Here is a 16,327-nt window from a genome sequence, read left to right on the forward strand (position 1 = left end):
GTCGTTGAGATACTTGATCATTTATCTCAACTTATCCGCGGGTCATTGGACGGATTTGGGCGGCTTGTCCATTCTTGTCCAAACGAGGGACATCGCGGCGTCATGTTGCGGAAATGTCACTGGTGGTCGGCACTTTTCATCCAGGCGCCGGGTGTCACGCCGACCACCGATTTGAACACCCGCGTCAGATGCGCCTGGTCGAAGAAGCCGGTCGCCTCGGCGATGTCGGCAAGCGAGGCAGCGTCATTCGCCATCATCGCCTTGGCCCTGTTGACCCGCGCCTGCATCTGCCAGCGGTGCGGCGGCACGCCCGTTGCCGCCTTGAAGGCATGGCTCATCGCGGTCTCGGACAGGCCGGTCAGCGCGGCGAGATCGGCAAGCCGGATCCTGTCCAGGCAGTGCGCGTCGATATAGTCGGTGACGAGGCGCAGCTTGCGGCGCGACAGCAGTGACCGACGCCTGGCGACATCCGGCGGGTCGATCTGGAAAAGGCTGGCGAACAAGGCATTGAGCAGGCCCTCGCCATAGAGATCATGCAGCGGCTGGTCGCTGCCGCATTCGGCGGCGATCAGGCCGGCCAGCATGGCGACGCGGTCGTCGCGAAACTGGAAGCGCGACATCTGTAAGGCCTCACGATCGAGGCTGCGGCCGAAGCGCCGCGTCAGCGTCGCCACGTCGAAATGCAAATCGAGATGTCGGATGCGGCGCAAACCCTCGACCCGGCCACGGATCGGCACACCGGCCGGAATGTAGGCCATGGAGAGGGGGCCGTCGTGGCGCGATACTTCGCCTTTGGCGCCTTCGACGAAGAAGGCGCCGCCGCCATCCACATCGAGCGCCACAAACAGCCGGGGATCGGGAGAGACATAGTAACCCTCGGCCCGGTCACCGCACGAGACATCCCAGAGGTCGGCGACCACGCCGTCCCATAGATGCCATTTCAGGTCGCCGATGACCGAAAAGCCCTCGATCCGGCTTTCCATGCGTGCAACGAAGGTCAAGTCCTGTCTGTCTCCGAGGATAATACATGATAAAAATAATCATGTTTATGCCCGGTTGAGGATCGCATCGCAAGCCCCATGCTTCTGCGGTCGATCAAGGGGCGTGCGGAACCGATATCCCCGGTCAGTTGGGATTAGACACTTTCGAGATAGGTCTCGATCTCGAAATCGCTGACGTTGAGGGCGAAGGTGTTCAGTTCCTGGCGTTTGCAGGCAACAAAGGAGTCGCGCAGAATCCCCGGGAAAATCTCCGCCACATGCGTTCCGCTTTCGAAGGTGGCGATGGCGGAGGCCCAGTCCGGCGGCAGCTTGGCTGGTGCCGCGCCTTGTCCGTCATTCCCGGTCGGCTCGCCCGGCGACATCTGCCTTTCGATGCCGATCAGCGCGGCGCCCAATATGGCGGCCAGCACCAGATAGGGATTGGCGTCCGCTCCCGACACGCGGTGCTCGATGCGGCGCGCGGCGGTCGGGCCGCCGGGAATGCGGATCGCGACCATGCGGTTCTCGTAACCCCAGGCGACCGCGGTCGGCGCATAGGAGCGCGGGCGAAGCCTGCGGTAGGAATTGAAGTGCGGCGCAAACACCAGCGTGCTTTCGGCCATCGCCGCCAGCAGCCCGCCGACCGCGTGGCGCATGATTTCCGAGCCCTGATCGGTGCCGTCGTCGAACACGTTGCGCCCTTCGGCGTCGATAAGGCTGAAATGGACGTGAAAGCCGTTGCCGGCCCGATCGCCATAGGGCTTGGCCATGAAGCAGGCGGCAAAGCCGTGCTTGCGGGCGATGCCCTTCACCGTGCGCTTGAACAGCACCGCATCGTCGGCGGCCCGCAAGGCGTCGGCGACATGGTTCAGGTTGATTTCGAACTGGCCGACGCCATTTTCGGCAATCGCCGTATCGACGGGAATGCCTTGTGCCCGGCAGGCTTCGTAGACGTCATGGATGAAGGCCTCGAAATCGTCGATCTCGTCGATCGACAGCGCCGCATCGGAATCGAGGCGCCGCCCGGTGACCGGCGAGACAGGCCCCACCGGCCGCTGCGATTGCGGATCGACCAGGTAGAATTCAAGTTCGGTCGCCGCGACCGGGGTCAAGCCGAGCGCCTTGTAGCGGTCGAGGATGCGGGCCAGCGCCCGCCGGGGATCGCCGAGATAGGGTGCGCCGCTTTCATCGGCGAGCCAGAGCGGGACGAGTGCCGTCGGATGCGCCGTCCAGTCCACCGGCAGAATGCCGCGTCCCGTCCATTGGCAGAGGCCATCGGCATCGCCGGTCGAGAAAACCAGCGTGTTGCCTTCGATATCCTCGCCCCAGATGTCGAGCCCGATCAGCGAATAGGGCATGCGCAGCTTGCCTTCCAGCGCCTTGCGAGCCTGCTCGACGGGTATGCGTTTTCCCCGCATGACGCCATTAAGGTCGCACACAGCCGCCCTCAGACTCTGTATGTCGCTTCTGCTTTCAAGCCAGCTCAAAACGTCCGCAATTGCATCGCTCAATTTCAAAACCTCTGGTTTTCGAAGGTGCCTCAGCCTGATCGGCCGCACTGTCCCTGGTAAAAAATGCTTGTGAGTTTTCGGGAAACTTATCCGACTGTTGTCGGATATTTTTCCTTATTTTTTCAAGTCACTAACCGGGATATCGGGAGGCATTTCAAAACCAATTGCGCGATCTGCGATCGCAACATAGAGGCAAGAAGATGGAAAGCCAAGGGGCATTCGGCGTGCCGGCTCGCCGCAGGGCAGGTGCGACCGGCCTTAGGGTCGAACGACTGTCGCCCGGCAACCCTAGCTTCTTGCGTCCGGAAATCTGGCCTGCCGCAGGATGTGTGCAGCGCCTTCTTCGATGTCGCGCACGATGGCCCCGCGGGCGCGCGCCGCGTCCTGCGCCTCGATCGCGGCGACGACTTCCTCGTGATAGTCGATGTCGAGGATGGAGGAGAGGTCGTCCTCGAAGCCCATGGCGAGATTCCTGAGGAAGGGGCCAACCTGCATCCACACGGTCTCGATCAGGAAGATCATCTGCTCGTTGCCGCAATGGCGGTAGATCGAGAATTTGAAGGCGTAATTTTTCCTCAGATAATCGTCGATATCGCCCTGGCGCGCCGCCAGGGTCAATTCGGTGCTGTGGCGCCGGATCGTCCGCAGATTGTTGCCGTTGATGCGTTTTGTCGCGAGCTCTGTCGCCGAACCTTCGAGGATCGTTCGCACGGCGGTCAGTTGCGAGAATCGGTCGGCCGAAATGACGGGCACCTCGACGCTGCCGTTCGGCATCGGGCTCAGCGCCCGCAGCGCCTGCAACCGCATGAAGGCGCTGCGCACCGGCATGTCGCTGGTGCCGAGTTCCTTGGCGAGCTTGCGCGAGGTCAGCTTCTGCCCGGGCGTTAACTGGCCGGACATCAGGGCCCGCACAAGCTCCAGATAGACCTTCTCATGCAGGGGCGCGCTGTCGACGGCGCTCAACCCGAATTGTGTTCTGTCGGCCATGGTCGGGGGCGCTACTTCATTCGTTCTGAGATCTCGCCTGACGACCACGGACAATCACGATCGGGCCGATCATGGCGGGAGGCCGAAGCCTGCGGTTTATTGGACCATGATAGACGCTTCAATCCTTGCACGGCAAGACTTGGCGCGTTGCCACCAGGCCTCGGAATTCGGCTCGCCGCAGCGCTCACCGTGACGCCCGGATTGCCGGGTTTTTCGGCCTGGCTTGCAGGCGCGCGGCATCGCGGGCGCCGTCTGCAATATCGTCATCACAAATCTTGAGCTTGCGCGCACTTGCACGTCCGGCCGCTCTCTGGCTTTTTGGGGCACCCATCCGAACGGACTGATTCGCGTCATGCCGCTCGATTGCAATGTCCTAGAGGCAGTCTGCTCGTGGGTCGTGAAGCGCGCGCAATTGGCGAAGGAGAAGCAGGCATGGCCGAGTTCAAGAAGCCGGAAATCTCCGAGATGAGACCCAAGATCACCGTTATCGGCGTCGGTGGCGGTGGCGGCAACGCCATCAACAACATGATCACGGAGCAGCTTCAGGGAACCGAATTCATCGCCGCCAACACCGATGCGCAGGCGCTGACCATGTCGAAGGCGACGCGGCTGATCCAGCTTGGCGCCCACGTGACCGAAGGCCTTGGCGCCGGTTCGCTGCCGGAGATCGGCCGTGCCGCGCCGAGGAATCGCTCGACGAGATCATGGATCATCTGGCCGGCACGCATATGTGCTTCGTCACCGCCGGCATGGGCGGCGGCACCGGCACCGGCGCAGCCCCAATCATTGCGCAAGCGGCGCGCAAGGCCGGCATCCTGACGGTGGGCGTCGTCACCAAGCCTTTCACCTTCGAGGGCAGGCGCCGCATGCAGATGGCCGAGGAGGGCATCGAGCGTCTGCGCGAGGCCGCCGACACGGTGATCGTCATTCCGAACCAGAACCTGTTCCGCATCGCCGATGCCAAGACCACCTTCGCCGACGCTTTCGTCATCGCCGACCGGGTGCTTTATTCCGGCGTCAGCTGCATCACCGACCTCATCGTCAAGGAAGGCCTGATCAATCTCGACTTCGCCGACGTCAAATCGGTCATGCGCGGCATGGGCCGCGCCATGATGGGAACCGGCGAGGCCTCGGGCGAAAGCCGGGCGATGAAGGCCGCGGAAGCCGCGATCGCCAACCCGCTGCTCGATGAAGTGTCGATGAAGGGCGCCAAGGGCGTGCTGGTCTCGATATCGGGCGGTCGCGACATGACCCTGTTCGAGGTCGACGAGGCCGCCACCCGCATCCGTGAAGAAGTCTACGAGGACGCCGACATCATCGTCGGCGCCATCTTCGACAAGAGTATGGAAGGCCGCTTCAGGGTTTCGGTGGTAGCGACCGGTCTCGATAGGGCGATCGCCGATGCCGATGCCGGCATCGCGCATGACCGTGCTGTCCAGTCGCCATTGCGGACGCTGCAGTAAGCCATATCCGTCGCACAAGCATCCTCCCGGGAGACATCACCGAAAGACAGCTGTCTGCCTGCGGGCCAGATCGGCCGGCGCAATTATTGCAGTCGGCTGTATCGACCTCTATCCCTCTGCTGCTACAAGAATCCGTCACATCAGGCCATCTATACTGGCAGTGGGCGTTTGTTCGAGCGACGAGAGGCGCGGCTTGGAATTTGACTTGAAAACCATCGAAGCGCTCGCGCCTGATCAGGCGTCGTTGAGCTCCGCTTCCAAGTTGACCAAGCAATCGAACTGGCCCCGGCTCGAAAAGAACGAACAGCTGGCGCTTATCTGGGGCGAATGCCAGGGCTCCGGCTCCAATCCCTATCGCGTCGTCGTCGACACCGGTGACCACGGCTACAAATGCACCTGTCCGTCGCGAAAGTTCCCCTGCAAGCACACATTGGCGCTGATGTGGATCGCTGCCACCGCGCCGGCGAGTTTCACCGCCGCCGGCTCGACGCCGGAATGGGTGAACGATTGGCTCGGCCGTCGCCGGAAGATCACCTCGCAGCCGGCTGCACCGGCGCTTGGTGCGGGAGGCAAGAGCATTGGCGAGGCCGCGCGCGACGATGAAAACGCTGCTGTCGAGGATGCCGCCGCGATCGAGCGCCGCGAGGCCGCGCAGCGCAAGCGCGCCGAGGATACGCGGTCCTCGGTCTCGGCGGCATTGGACGAACTCGATCAATGGATATCGGATCAGTTGCGGCTCGGCCTTGCCGGCTTTGTCGACAACAGCAGCGATCGTTGCCGCCGTATCGCGGCACGGCTGGTCGACATGAAGGCGACGGCACTCGCCGGCCGCATCGACGAGATTCCGTCACGGCTGATGGGTCTGCGCAGCGAGGAGCGGCCGGACGCGGCGATCCGCGAACTCGGCAAGCTTGTGCTGCTGGCCAAGGCCTGGCGCTCGACGCCTGACGATGCCGAACTGAGACGGCTGGTGTCGACCTCGGAAAGCCGCGAGCAGGTTCTGGCTAATCCCGAGGCGATCCAGGTCGAAAGCGTCTGGGAGGTGCTTGGCGAGAAGATCGAGACGCGCCGTGACGGTCTTGTCAGCCATTCAACCTGGCTGCTCGATCTGAAGAGCGCGGCCCCGCAATTTGCTCTCCTGCTCGACTATTTCCCGGCCTCTGCCGGCCGCCGGTCGAACGCCTTCACGCCGGGCGATCGCTTCGACGCGAGGCTGGTCTTTTATCCGGCGCGCCAGCCGCTGCGGGCGCTGGTGGTGGAGCGCAAGGGCGATGTTTCGTCAGGGCAATGGCCGGATTTCGGCTTTGACGCGGTCGATCCGCTGGCGGCCCATGTCGCCCACCAGGACACAGCCCCCTGGCTCACCGATAGTCCGGTCATGCTGCCGCCCGGCGCGATCCTGCTGGACGATCGCGGCGATGCCTGGTGGCAGTCGGCCGATGATCCGCACGGCATCGCCTTGCCGATCGCCGATACCGTCAGCCCAACATTGCTTGGGTTGGACCTCGCGGCGACAGCAGCGCTCTGGAGCGGCAGCCGGCTTCACCTTCTTGCGGCGCAAAGCGGCTTTGGGAGGCTTGATCTGTCGTGAACGAGATCGAGCAGACGGGTCTCGCGACCATGCGCGACTGCTGGATCACCGGCGGAACCAGCTTCGACCTGGCTCCGGTCGGTTGGAAGGAGATCGCAGGCAGTGCTAATCCCGATGAGCGTGAGCGCCGATTGCTGGCGATTGCGGCGCAAGCCCTCGAAATCGCCTTGCGGCCGGCCGCGCCAAAGACGCTGAAGCGGCGCCCGCCGCTGCCCGAGCTTGCCTTGCCGATGCTGCCGGAGCGGTTGCGGCCGCTGTTTCGGGCGGCTCTGAAACAGGCCGCCGACGCAAGGGGCAAGTCGCGCGTGGTGGCCCTCGTTGCCAGCCGCGGCTTCGTGCTGCATCCGATGGACTGGATGCCGGCCGCGTCGGATCAGACCAGTCCGGATGTCTATGCGCCGTGGGTCGACTGGCAGGCGGGGGTGGACGGCGAAAAACACACGAGACGGGAGCAACTGACGGCTGAGAACTGGGACGATTTCTATCCCGCCGCACGCCGCACGGCGCTGGCCGATATGCGCCGCACCGCGCCGGCTGCGGCGCGGCAGCTGATCGAGACCAGGGGTTCAAGCGAGCCGGCGGAGGTCAGGCTTGCGCTCATCGCGCTCATGCATTTCGGCCTGGGCGCCGACGACGTGCCGTTCCTGAAAAGCCTGTCCGCCGACCGCTCCGGCAAGGTGCGCGAATTGGCCGGCCGGCTGCTGGCGCGGTTGGGAGAGCATGGCCAGCCAGGCGATGGCGGGCCGGAAGACCCGATAGCCGAACTCGCCGCCTTCATCACGGAAGGCAAATCCGGCTTCATCCGCCGCCGCACCACCTACGCGCCGGCAAAGCTGAAATCCCCGGCACAGGAACGGCGCCGCGCCGAACTGTTCGAAACCTGTAACCTGGTCGATCTTGCTGCCCGCTTCGGCGTCACCGAATCCGACTTCATCGGCGCATGGCAGTTCGGCGCCGACAACAATGTCGATATCCTTGTCGCTCGCATGGTCGCAGCGTCGGGCAGCGATGCGGCGGTCGCGCACATGGCCGACACGCTTGTCGCCGAGGGCGGCAAGCCCGCGCTTTTCGTCCTGCATTTGATGCCGCGTCTGGACAGTCGCCGGCAGCGTGTCCTGGTCAGGCTGATCCTGAAGGACACGCAATATCTTGGCGCGCTCAGCCTGGCCGAGGGCGTCGAAGCAGGCTGGCTGGACTGGGCCGACCTGACCAACGGCAAGACGCTGCCGGCACTGCGCACCGCTGTCGCGGGAAACGACGACGCCGTGAAGCGCGGCGTCGACCAGTTTCTGGAAACGCTGGGCTTTCTCGCCACCGCCGCGGCGGCGGAAAAATTGATCGGCGATGTCGTCGCGGCCGGCATGGCGCCGGCAGCACCGTCGCTTGGTCTTCTGCGCCTCAACGCATCCCTGACCGGCCCTTGAATGAACATGATCAATCCGGAGAACAGCAAATGAACGCAGCCATCCGTCTTCCGGTCGAGCAGGCCTACGCCGCCGAATTGCAGGCCCTCGCGCGCAACGACGACAGGCAAAGACCCGCCGGCTGGAGCCTGTCGCCAAAGGCGGTGCTGACCTATCTGCTTGGCGGAAAGGCTGACGACGGCACGCTGATAACGCCCAAATATGTCGGCCGTCGCCGGCTGATGGAAACGGCGGTGGCGACGCTCGCCACCGACCGAGCGTTGTTGCTGCTCGGTGTTCCCGGCACCGCCAAATCCTGGGTGTCGGAGCATCTAGCCGCCGCCATCATGGGCGACTCGACGCTGATCGTGCAGTGCACGGCCGGCACCGACGAGAACCAGGTCCGCTATGGCTGGAATTACGCGCAGCTTCTGGCCAAGGGCCCAAGCCAGGAGGCGCTGGTGCCGACGCCGCTCTACCGCGCCATGCAGGACGGCAAGCTCTGCCGCCTCGAGGAACTGACGCGCATGGGGTCGGATGTGCAGGACACGCTGATCACGGTGCTGTCCGAAAAGATGATGCCGATCCCCGAACTCAACACCTCGATCTATGCGCAGCGCGGCTTCAACATCATCGCCACCGCCAACAACCGCGACAAGGGCGTCAACGAATTGTCCTCGGCGTTGAAACGCCGCTTCAATGTCGTCGTGCTGCCTTTGCCCGAAGACATGGCGGAGGAAGTGGCGATCGTCTCCAAGCGGGTCGGCGAGATGGCCGGCGGCCTCGACCTGCCGGTGCCAAAAAATGTCGGCGAGGAGATTGCCCGCGTGCTGACCATTTTCCGCGAATTGCGCTCTGGTGCAACGGCGGACGGCAAGGTGACGTTGAAGACGCCGTCCGGTTCACTGTCCACGGCAGAAGCGATTGCAACCATGGTCGGCGGCCTCAGCCAGGCGGCCTGGTTCGACAGCGGCAAGCTCGGTGCTGAAGGCCTTGCCGCCAGCCTTGTCGGCGCGATCGTCAAGGATCCGGTGCAGGACAAGCTGGTGCTGGAGGAATATCTGGAAACCGTGCTCAAGAAGCGGCCCGATTATGCTGGCTACTACGCTGCCTTGAACGCCGCGATCTGACGCCATGGCGCTTAGCGAGGTTTCCTATTTCGGCATACGCCATCACGGGCCTGGCTCCACCGCCAGCCTGGTGGAGGCGTTGCAGGAGTTGAAACCGGTCGCCGTGCTGATCGAGGGACCGGCCGATGCATCGGCGCTGCTGCCTCTACTCGCCCGCCCCGAAATGCAGCCGCCGGTGGCGCTGCTGTGCTATCCCGAGGACGATCCGGCCTCGACCAGTTTCTGGCCCTTCGCAGAGTTCTCGCCGGAGTACCAGGCGACGCTCTGGGCCGTGGCCAACAACGCGACAGTGCGCTTCATCGACCTGCCGTCCTCGGCCCGCGTCGCACCCGCAGAGGCCACGCAGGAGGCCGAGGCCGATGAGACGAAAGCCGAAGCCGAGATTGAGGTAGCGCCGCATCTGCGCGACCCGATCGGCACGCTGGCGCAGGCCGCCGGCTATGAGGATGGCGAGAGCTGGTGGGCCGATATCATCGAGCAGAACCCTGAGCCCGGCCCGATCTTCGCGGCAATAGCCGACGCGATGACGACGCTGCGCGAAGGCGAAGGTCCGCTTGCCGAATTCGAGGCCAAACGCGAAGCCCATATGCGGCTTGAAATCGCCGCGGCGCGCAAGGAATTCGACGGGCCGATCGCTGTCGTCTGCGGTGCCTTCCATGTGCCGGCGCTACAGGCGACGCGTCCGCTCAAAGAGGATCAGGCCTTGCTCAAGGGGCTTGCTCGGCGCAAGAGCACGATGACCTGGGCGCCATGGACCGGCCCGCGCCTGGCGCTCGGCTTCGGTTATGGCGCCGGTGTCGTCGCGCCCGGTTGGTGCAAGCATCTGTGGCGCACGCGGGGCCGGCACGACGCGGCGACGCTGTGGCTCGCCATGATCGCGGCAGTGCTGCGGGCCAAGGGGCACATGGTCTCGACCGCCTCGCTGATCGAGGCCGAACGGCTGGCCCGCACGCTGGCTGTGATCCGCGAGCGGCCAAAGCCCGGTTTCGAAGAATTGCGCGATGCCGCGATCGCCGCTTTGTTCAACGGCGAAGCGGTATTGTGGGCGCTGGTCGAAGCCGAACTGCTTCTGGGCGCCGATGTCGGTGAGATTCCGCCTGACACGCCGCTGGCGCCGCTGATCGAGGATCTGCAGCGCAACCAGAAGACGGCGCGGCTGAAGCCGGAAGCGCTTGAGCGCGAATTGTCGGTCGACCTGCGCAGCGAAAGCGGGCTGTTCCGGTCGACCTTGCTGCATCGCTTGAACGTGCTTGGCGTGCATTGGGGCAAGCTGACCGACAGCGGCCGCAGCCGTGGCACGTTTCGCGAGCGTTGGACGCTGTCGTGGGAGCCGGAATATGCCGTTCGCCTGGTCGAGAACCTGGTCCATGGGCCGACCATCGAAAAGGCCGCCAACGGCCGGCTGATCCAGATGATCGGCGCGTCGACATCACTCGACGCGCTGGCGGCACTGGTCCAGGGCGCCATCACGGCCAATTTGTCGGAGGCCTCGACGGCCGGCCTGGCGGCACTGGAGGAACGCGCGGCGCGCAGCAGCGAATGCCTAGAAATCCTGGCGTCCGTGCCGCCGCTCGCCGACATCATCCGCTATGGCGAAGCCCGCAAGACCGAAACGGCACGCCTGTCCGGCCTGCTGGAGCGGCTGATCGTCGAGGGCGGCATCGCGCTCGTCTACGCCGCACGCGACCTCGATGCCCAGGCTTCCTCGGCGCTGGTCGGCGCTATGCGCAAGGCCGATGAGGCGATCAAGCTGGTCGAACCGGAACAGGACGTCCTGGACGCCTGGCGCAATGGACTGGCGGCCGTGCTCGACGGATCGCGATCGACGGCGCTGGTGGCCGGCTGTGCCGCGCATCTGCTTTACGAGGCCGGCCATCTGTCCGCCGACGCCGCGGCGGGCCTGATCGCGCGGCGCCTGTCGCCGGGAACGCCGGTCGCCGAGGCCGCTGGGTTCTTCGAGGGCTTCTTCAGCACCGCCGGTCAGCGGCTGATCTATGATGAAGGCCTGCGCGGAGCGGTCGATGCCTGGCTCAAATCCCTCGACGAGGATGCCTTCATCGCGCATCTGCCGCTCCTGCGCCGGGTCTTCTCGCATCTCGACTCGATGGAGCGGCGGCGGTTGATCGAAGCGGTCCTCGGCCGCATCAGGCGCCTGCCGGCCGGGCTGACGCCGACGCCGAACGGCGAGGAGGCCTGGCGCCGGCATCTGGAACGGCTTGGACCTTTGCTGACGGGTGGGAACGGCAATGGATGACGAGGCCGACATCAACGAAACTGAGCCCGCCGGCGACGACCGGGAGCGTCGCTGGCGCCTGGCCATCGGTGCCGATGATGAGTCCTCGTCAGCGCTCTCCGACACCGACAAGCGGCTCTCGGCGGCGCTCGATGCGCTTTACGGCGATGGCACCGGCGATACGGCTGGCGACCCGCGCAAGCGGCGCGGCGGGCTCGGCCGCTCGGCGCCACGGGTGGCGCAGTGGATGGGCGATATCCGGTCGTTCTTTCCGGCGCAGGTCGTGCAGATCGTTCAGAAGGACGCGTTCGAGCGGCTCAATTTGAAGCAGATGCTGATGGAGCCGGAATTCCTCAAGGCGATCGAGGCCGACGTCAATCTCGTCGCCGACCTGATCTCGCTGCGCTCGGTCATGCCGGCCAAGACCAAGGATATCGCCCGCACCATCATCGCCGATATCGTCGCCAAGCTGATGCAGCGGCTGGAGCAGAAGACCGCCGAGGCGATCCGTGGCGCGCTCGACCGGTCGCAGCGCACCAATCGTCCACGCCAGCGTGACATCGACTGGCCGCGCACCATCTCGGCCAACCTTCGCCATTACCAGGCCGAGCACAAAACCATCGTGCCGGAGAAGCTGGTCGGCTTCATGCGCAAGCAGCGAAGGCTGGTCGATCTGGATGAGGTGGTGCTGTGCGTCGACCAGTCGGGCTCGATGGCAAGTTCGGTGATCTACGCCTCGATCTTCGCCGCCGTGATGGCTTCTTTGCCGGTGGTGCGCACCAAGCTCGTCTGTTTCGATACGGCCATCGTCGACCTGACCGAGGAACTCAGCGATCCGGTCGAGGTCCTGTTCGGCGTGCAACTCGGCGGCGGCACCGACATCAACCAGGCCGTCGCCTATTGCGCCGATCGCATCGAGCGGCCGACCAAGTCGCATATGGTGCTGATCACCGACCTCTATGAAGGCGGCAACGGCCAGGAATTGCTGCAGCGGCTGGCGGCGCTCGTTCGCTCGGGCGTCAATGTCATGGTGCTGCTGGCGCTGACCGACCAGGGCAGGCCGGGCTATGACCCGAAGATGGCAGGGTCGGTGGCGGCACTCGGCATCCCCGTCTTCGCCTGCACGCCGGACCTGTTTCCCGACATGATGGCGGCGGCCTTGCGACGGGAAGATGTCGGCGCATGGGCGGCAGGCGCCGACATCAAGCTGGTTCGCGCCGAGGACGACAGTCCTGCGGCCGACGCGTAGCCGCGCTCGACCTGGCGTCATCAAAAGCGGCAATCCAAAACCAGGCTCGGCGGTGCTGACCTGCACGCTGGAAGAGGCCCCCTCGCATCGCCATTCACTGATATCGCCAGACGGCCGGCCAAAGCCCGCTTCGGCCGTCATGTCGTGATTTGCGCCATCGGTCGCTTGACTCTGATCGAGCCTTGTGAAAAATTTTGCAGCAACTGATAAAAATATCATAGGGTGGAAATGGTAGGGTTCGGCAACGGTCTCCTGCGCGACGACGAAACCAGCATGGCGACGCGCGCCGCCTGGCTTCACTATGCCGGCGGGCTTACCCAGTCCGAGGTTGCCAAGCGGCTGGGGCTGACCAGCCTCAAGGCCCATCGCCTCATCACCAAGGCCAACCAGGAAGGGCTGGTGAAGGTCTATATCGACGGCGAAGTGTCGGAATGCGTCGAGCTTGAAGACGAACTGTCCCGCCGCTACGGCCTCGACTATTGCGAGGTGGTTCCGGACTTCGATTCCGAGGATCTGCCGCTCAAGGCGCTCGGCATTGCCGGCGCGCAGTTCCTCAAGCGCGAGATCGAGCGCGGCGAGGAGGCGCTGATCGGTGTCGGCCACGGTCGCACGCTGGCGGCTTGCGTGGAATATCTGCCGCGCACCTCGACCGACAAGATCCGTTTTGTCTCGCTGCTTGGCGGCCTGACGCGCAAATTCTCAGCCAATCCGCATGACGTCATTCACCGCCTAGCCGAACGCACCGGCGCCGAAGCCTATGTCATGCCGGTGCCGATGTTCGCCAACACGGCGGAGGACCGCACCGTCCTGCTCGGGCAGAAGGGCATCAGCGAGGTCTTCGATCTCGCGCGCTCCGCCGACCTGTTGTTTGCCGGCATCGGCACCGCCGAACGCGAGGCGTCGCTGGTTGCCACCGGCATGATCGAAAAGGGCGAGATGGAGGAGATCCGCCGCAATGGTGGTGTCGGCGAATTGCTCGGCCATTTCTTCGACGACGCCGGCAAGGCGGTGGCGACGACCGTTTCGAACCGGGCGCTGGCCTTGACGCGCGAGGACATTGCCAGCCGCCGGATCGTCGCCGTCGCCGGCGGCAAGATCAAGGTTCGCGCCATCAAATCAGTGCTGGAGGGGCGCTATCTCAAGGGCCTGATAACAGACGAGCGGACGGCGCGGTCGCTCGTGGAAGAGACGCCGGTCGGGTAGCCGGCAACCGTTTTAGCTGAAACTACCCTGTGGAGGAGAAGACGAAATGCATGAGAAAGAGAAAGACCTCATTGATGCCTTCCTGCGCGGACAAGTCGACCGTCGCGGACTGATCAAGGGCCTGGGTGCCATGGGCCTTGCCGCCGGCACCGCCGGCACGCTGCTCAATCTGGGGCAGACCCGCGCGCTTGCCGCGGATTTCGACTGGCAGGCGCATAAGGGCAAGACCATCAAGCTCCTGCTCAACAAGCATCCCTATGCCGACGCGATGATCGCCGATCTGGAGAACTTCAAGCAACTGACCGGCATGAACGTCGTCTATGACGTGTTCCCCGAAGACGTCTATTTCGACAAGGTCACGGCGGCGCTTTCGGCAAGCTCGCCTGAATATGATGCCTTCATGACCGGCGCCTACATGACCTGGACCTATGGCCCCGCCGGCTGGATCACCGACCTCAACGAATGGATCAAGGATCCGGCCAAGACCAACCCGAAATACGCCTGGGACGACTTCCTGCCCGGCGTCAAGAACTCCTGTGCCTGGAACGGCAAGCCGGGCGGCGCGCTGGGTTCGGACGACGCCAAGCAGTGGTGCATTCCGTGGGGCTTTGAACAGAACAACATCACCTACAACAAGGCGATGTTCGACAAGGCCGGCGTCGCCATTCCGGGCAACATGGACGAGATGGTAGCCGCGGCCGCCAAGCTCACCAAGGATGTCGGTGGCGGCGTCTACGGCATCGGCGTGCGTGGCTCGCGCTCCTGGGCGACGATCCATCCCGGCTTCCTGTCGGCCTATGCCAATTTCGACCAGAAGGACCTGAACGTCTCGGCCGACGGCAAATTGTCGGCCGCCATGAACACAGCCGAATCCAAGGCTTTCCACAAGCAGTGGGTGCAGATGATCCAGGAGAGCGGCCCCAAGGACTGGTCGACCTACACCTGGTATCAGGTCGGTACCGATCTCGGCGCCGGCGCCTCGGCGATGATCTTCGACGCCGACATCCTCGGCTACTTCATGAATGGCGGCGACAACAAGATGGCCGGCAAGCTCGCTTTCGCGAACTTCAAGGCCAATCCGGCAGCCAAGGCGGCGACACCCAACATCTGGATCTGGTCGCTGGCAATGTCCAACTTCTCCAAGGACAAGGACGCCACCTGGTACTTCATGCAATGGGCCTCGGGGCCGGAGCATGGGTTGTTCGGGGCGACCAAGATGGACTTCGTCAATCCTGTCCGCCAGTCGGTCTGGAAGGATCAGGGGTTCCGCGACAAGCTGAACAAGAGCTATCCGGGATATGTCGAGATGTTCGACGCCTCGGCGCCGGGCGCGAGCATCAAGTTCACCGCTCAGCCGCTGTTCTTCGACCTCACCACCGAATGGGCGGCAACGCTGCAGAAGATGGTGGCCAAGGAAGTGCCGGTCGACGAGGGCCTCGACAAGCTTGCCGAAAGCATCAACGGCCAGCTCAAGGAAGCCGGTCTCGGTTAAGTCGCAACGAGGGCCGGCCTGCCTGGCGGGCCGGCCCTCGTCATACCTTTTCAAGCTTGCGATGCGGTGCCGGAAGGTGACCGCTATTTCGCCCGACCGGTCGCCTTGCTCCCTTAGGCGGCCGGCAGGGCGAAGCAACAGCGACAACGGAGCAACTCGATGACCGCGGTGGTATCGCAAAGGCCCAAGCCATCCGGCTTCAGGATCAGCAAGCGGGTGCTGCCCTATGTGCTCAGCCTGCCGGCCTTGCTCGTCTGCATCGGCATCCTGATCCCGTTCCTCACCTCGGTCGTCTACTCCTTCCAGCGCTACCGGCTGAGCCAGCCCTGGGCGCGGCAGTTCAACTGGGGCGACAACTACATCTCCTTCTTCACCGATCCGAAATTCTGGAACACGCTGAAGGTGTCGCTGCTCTATGCCGGCACCACCGTCGTGCTGGAACTGCTTCTCGGCCTCGCCATCGCTCTGCTGCTGCAGAAGCGCTCGACGCTGAACAATTTCATTTCGATCATGCTGTTGATGCCGCTGATGACGGCGCCGGCGCTTGCCGCGCTGATGTGGAAGCTGATGACCAATCCCGGCTTCGGCGTCTTGAGCTATCTCGCCAGCCTGATCGGGCTGCAGGATTTCCGCTGGGCCTCGTCGCCGTCGACAGCGCTGTTCACCGTCGTGCTCGTCGACATCTGGGTGTACACACCCTTCATCATGATCCTGCTGCTCGCCGGCCTGCGCAGCCTGCCGACCCAGCCCTTCGAGGCGGCGGCGCTCGACGGTGTGCCGCGAAGCTTCGTCTTCTTCCGCATCACGCTGCCGATGCTGACGCCCTACATCCTGACGGCGACTTTGTTCCGCCTGCTCGATTCCATCCAGCAGTTCGACATCATCTATGCCATGACGCAGGGCGGACCAGGCGACACGCTGACCGTCTTCCAGGTCGAGGCCTATCTCAACTTCTTCCAGTCGACCAATGTCGGCCGCTCGGCGGCGCTGATGATCATCCTGTGGGCGATCACCTATTTCCTCTCCAACATCTTCATCAAGAACTGGCTGCGGCTGCGCGAACGCGCCCGTGGGCAGGCATAGGA

The 16,327-nt window shown here is 64.1% G+C and carries 11 protein-coding genes and 1 pseudogene; 9 read left to right on the forward strand and 3 right to left on the reverse strand.

Going from position 1 to position 16,327, the window contains the following annotated elements:
- Window positions 1–116 precede the first annotated feature (116 nt).
- The 3 genes from HB778_RS22685 to HB778_RS22695 all read right to left on the reverse strand — a co-directional run bounded on the left by HB778_RS22685 (window position 117) and on the right by HB778_RS22695 (window position 3,478).
- Window positions 117–1,001, reverse strand: a complete 885-nt coding sequence (locus HB778_RS22685; protein ID WP_183457118.1) for a helix-turn-helix domain-containing protein — start codon at window positions 999–1,001, stop codon at window positions 117–119.
- A 134-nt stretch (window positions 1,002–1,135) separates the two neighbouring features.
- Window positions 1,136–2,491: a glutamine synthetase family protein gene (locus tag HB778_RS22690; RefSeq protein WP_183457120.1), complete on the reverse strand. Its 1,356-nt coding sequence runs from the start codon at window positions 2,489–2,491 to the stop codon at window positions 1,136–1,138.
- A 288-nt stretch (window positions 2,492–2,779) separates the two neighbouring features.
- Window positions 2,780–3,478, reverse strand: a complete 699-nt coding sequence (locus HB778_RS22695; protein WP_183457122.1) for a GntR family transcriptional regulator — start codon at window positions 3,476–3,478, stop codon at window positions 2,780–2,782.
- 432 nt (window positions 3,479–3,910) lie between these two features.
- On the opposite strand from HB778_RS22695, the pseudogene ftsZ reads away from it, so the two are divergent.
- From ftsZ to HB778_RS22740, 9 genes and pseudogenes are all read left to right on the forward strand, one after another.
- Window positions 3,911–4,941: pseudogene (ftsZ, locus tag HB778_RS22700) on the forward strand (cell division protein FtsZ).
- A gap of 205 nt (window positions 4,942–5,146) precedes the next feature.
- Window positions 5,147–6,532, forward strand: a complete 1,386-nt coding sequence (locus HB778_RS22705; protein ID WP_244661576.1) for an SWIM zinc finger family protein — start codon at window positions 5,147–5,149, stop codon at window positions 6,530–6,532.
- Complete coding sequence (locus HB778_RS22710; RefSeq protein WP_183457126.1) at window positions 6,529–7,956, forward strand: DUF5691 domain-containing protein; 1,428 nt, start codon at window positions 6,529–6,531, stop codon at window positions 7,954–7,956. Before HB778_RS22705 ends, HB778_RS22710 begins: the two co-directional genes overlap by 4 nt.
- A 29-nt stretch (window positions 7,957–7,985) precedes the next feature.
- The gene (locus HB778_RS22715; protein ID WP_183457128.1) at window positions 7,986–9,065 is read left to right on the forward strand and encodes an ATP-binding protein; all 1,080 of its coding nucleotides are present in this window, start codon (window positions 7,986–7,988) and stop codon (window positions 9,063–9,065) included.
- A gap of 4 nt (window positions 9,066–9,069) precedes the next feature.
- Window positions 9,070–11,319, forward strand: coding sequence for a DUF5682 family protein (locus tag HB778_RS22720; RefSeq protein WP_183457130.1), 2,250 nt, complete (start codon window positions 9,070–9,072; stop codon window positions 11,317–11,319).
- Window positions 11,312–12,547: a VWA domain-containing protein gene (locus HB778_RS22725; protein WP_183457132.1), complete on the forward strand. Its 1,236-nt coding sequence runs from the start codon at window positions 11,312–11,314 to the stop codon at window positions 12,545–12,547. Before HB778_RS22720 ends, HB778_RS22725 begins: the two co-directional genes overlap by 8 nt.
- Before the next feature lie 228 nt (window positions 12,548–12,775).
- Entirely contained in the window at window positions 12,776–13,750 is a 975-nt protein-coding gene (locus HB778_RS22730; RefSeq protein WP_183457134.1) for a sugar-binding transcriptional regulator, read from the forward strand.
- A 46-nt stretch (window positions 13,751–13,796) separates the two neighbouring features.
- Window positions 13,797–15,242, forward strand: a complete 1,446-nt coding sequence (locus HB778_RS22735) for an ABC transporter substrate-binding protein (RefSeq protein ID WP_183457136.1) — start codon at window positions 13,797–13,799, stop codon at window positions 15,240–15,242.
- A gap of 159 nt (window positions 15,243–15,401) precedes the next feature.
- Window positions 15,402–16,325, forward strand: coding sequence for a carbohydrate ABC transporter permease (locus HB778_RS22740; RefSeq protein ID WP_023777019.1), 924 nt, complete (start codon window positions 15,402–15,404; stop codon window positions 16,323–16,325).
- Window positions 16,326–16,327: the final 2 nt, after the last annotated feature.

It is taken from the genome of Mesorhizobium huakuii (assembly GCF_014189455.1).
Classification (GTDB): Bacteria; Pseudomonadota; Alphaproteobacteria; order Rhizobiales; family Rhizobiaceae; genus Mesorhizobium; species Mesorhizobium huakuii_A.

What these genes read in the sequence shown, in the direction of transcription:
- HB778_RS22695 (WP_183457122.1), bottom strand. Translation starts at nt 3,478, where the DNA reads ATGGCCGACAGAACACAATTCGGGTTGAGCGCCGTCGACAGCGCGCCC.
- HB778_RS22715 (WP_183457128.1), top strand. Translation starts at nt 7,986, where the DNA reads ATGAACGCAGCCATCCGTCTTCCGGTCGAGCAGGCCTACGCCGCCGAA.
- HB778_RS22720 (WP_183457130.1), top strand. Translation starts at nt 9,070, where the DNA reads ATGGCGCTTAGCGAGGTTTCCTATTTCGGCATACGCCATCACGGGCCT.
- HB778_RS22725 (WP_183457132.1), top strand. Translation starts at nt 11,312, where the DNA reads ATGGATGACGAGGCCGACATCAACGAAACTGAGCCCGCCGGCGACGAC.
- HB778_RS22730 (WP_183457134.1), top strand. Translation starts at nt 12,776, where the DNA reads ATGGTAGGGTTCGGCAACGGTCTCCTGCGCGACGACGAAACCAGCATG.
- HB778_RS22735 (WP_183457136.1), top strand. Translation starts at nt 13,797, where the DNA reads ATGCATGAGAAAGAGAAAGACCTCATTGATGCCTTCCTGCGCGGACAA.
- HB778_RS22740 (WP_023777019.1), top strand. Translation starts at nt 15,402, where the DNA reads ATGACCGCGGTGGTATCGCAAAGGCCCAAGCCATCCGGCTTCAGGATC.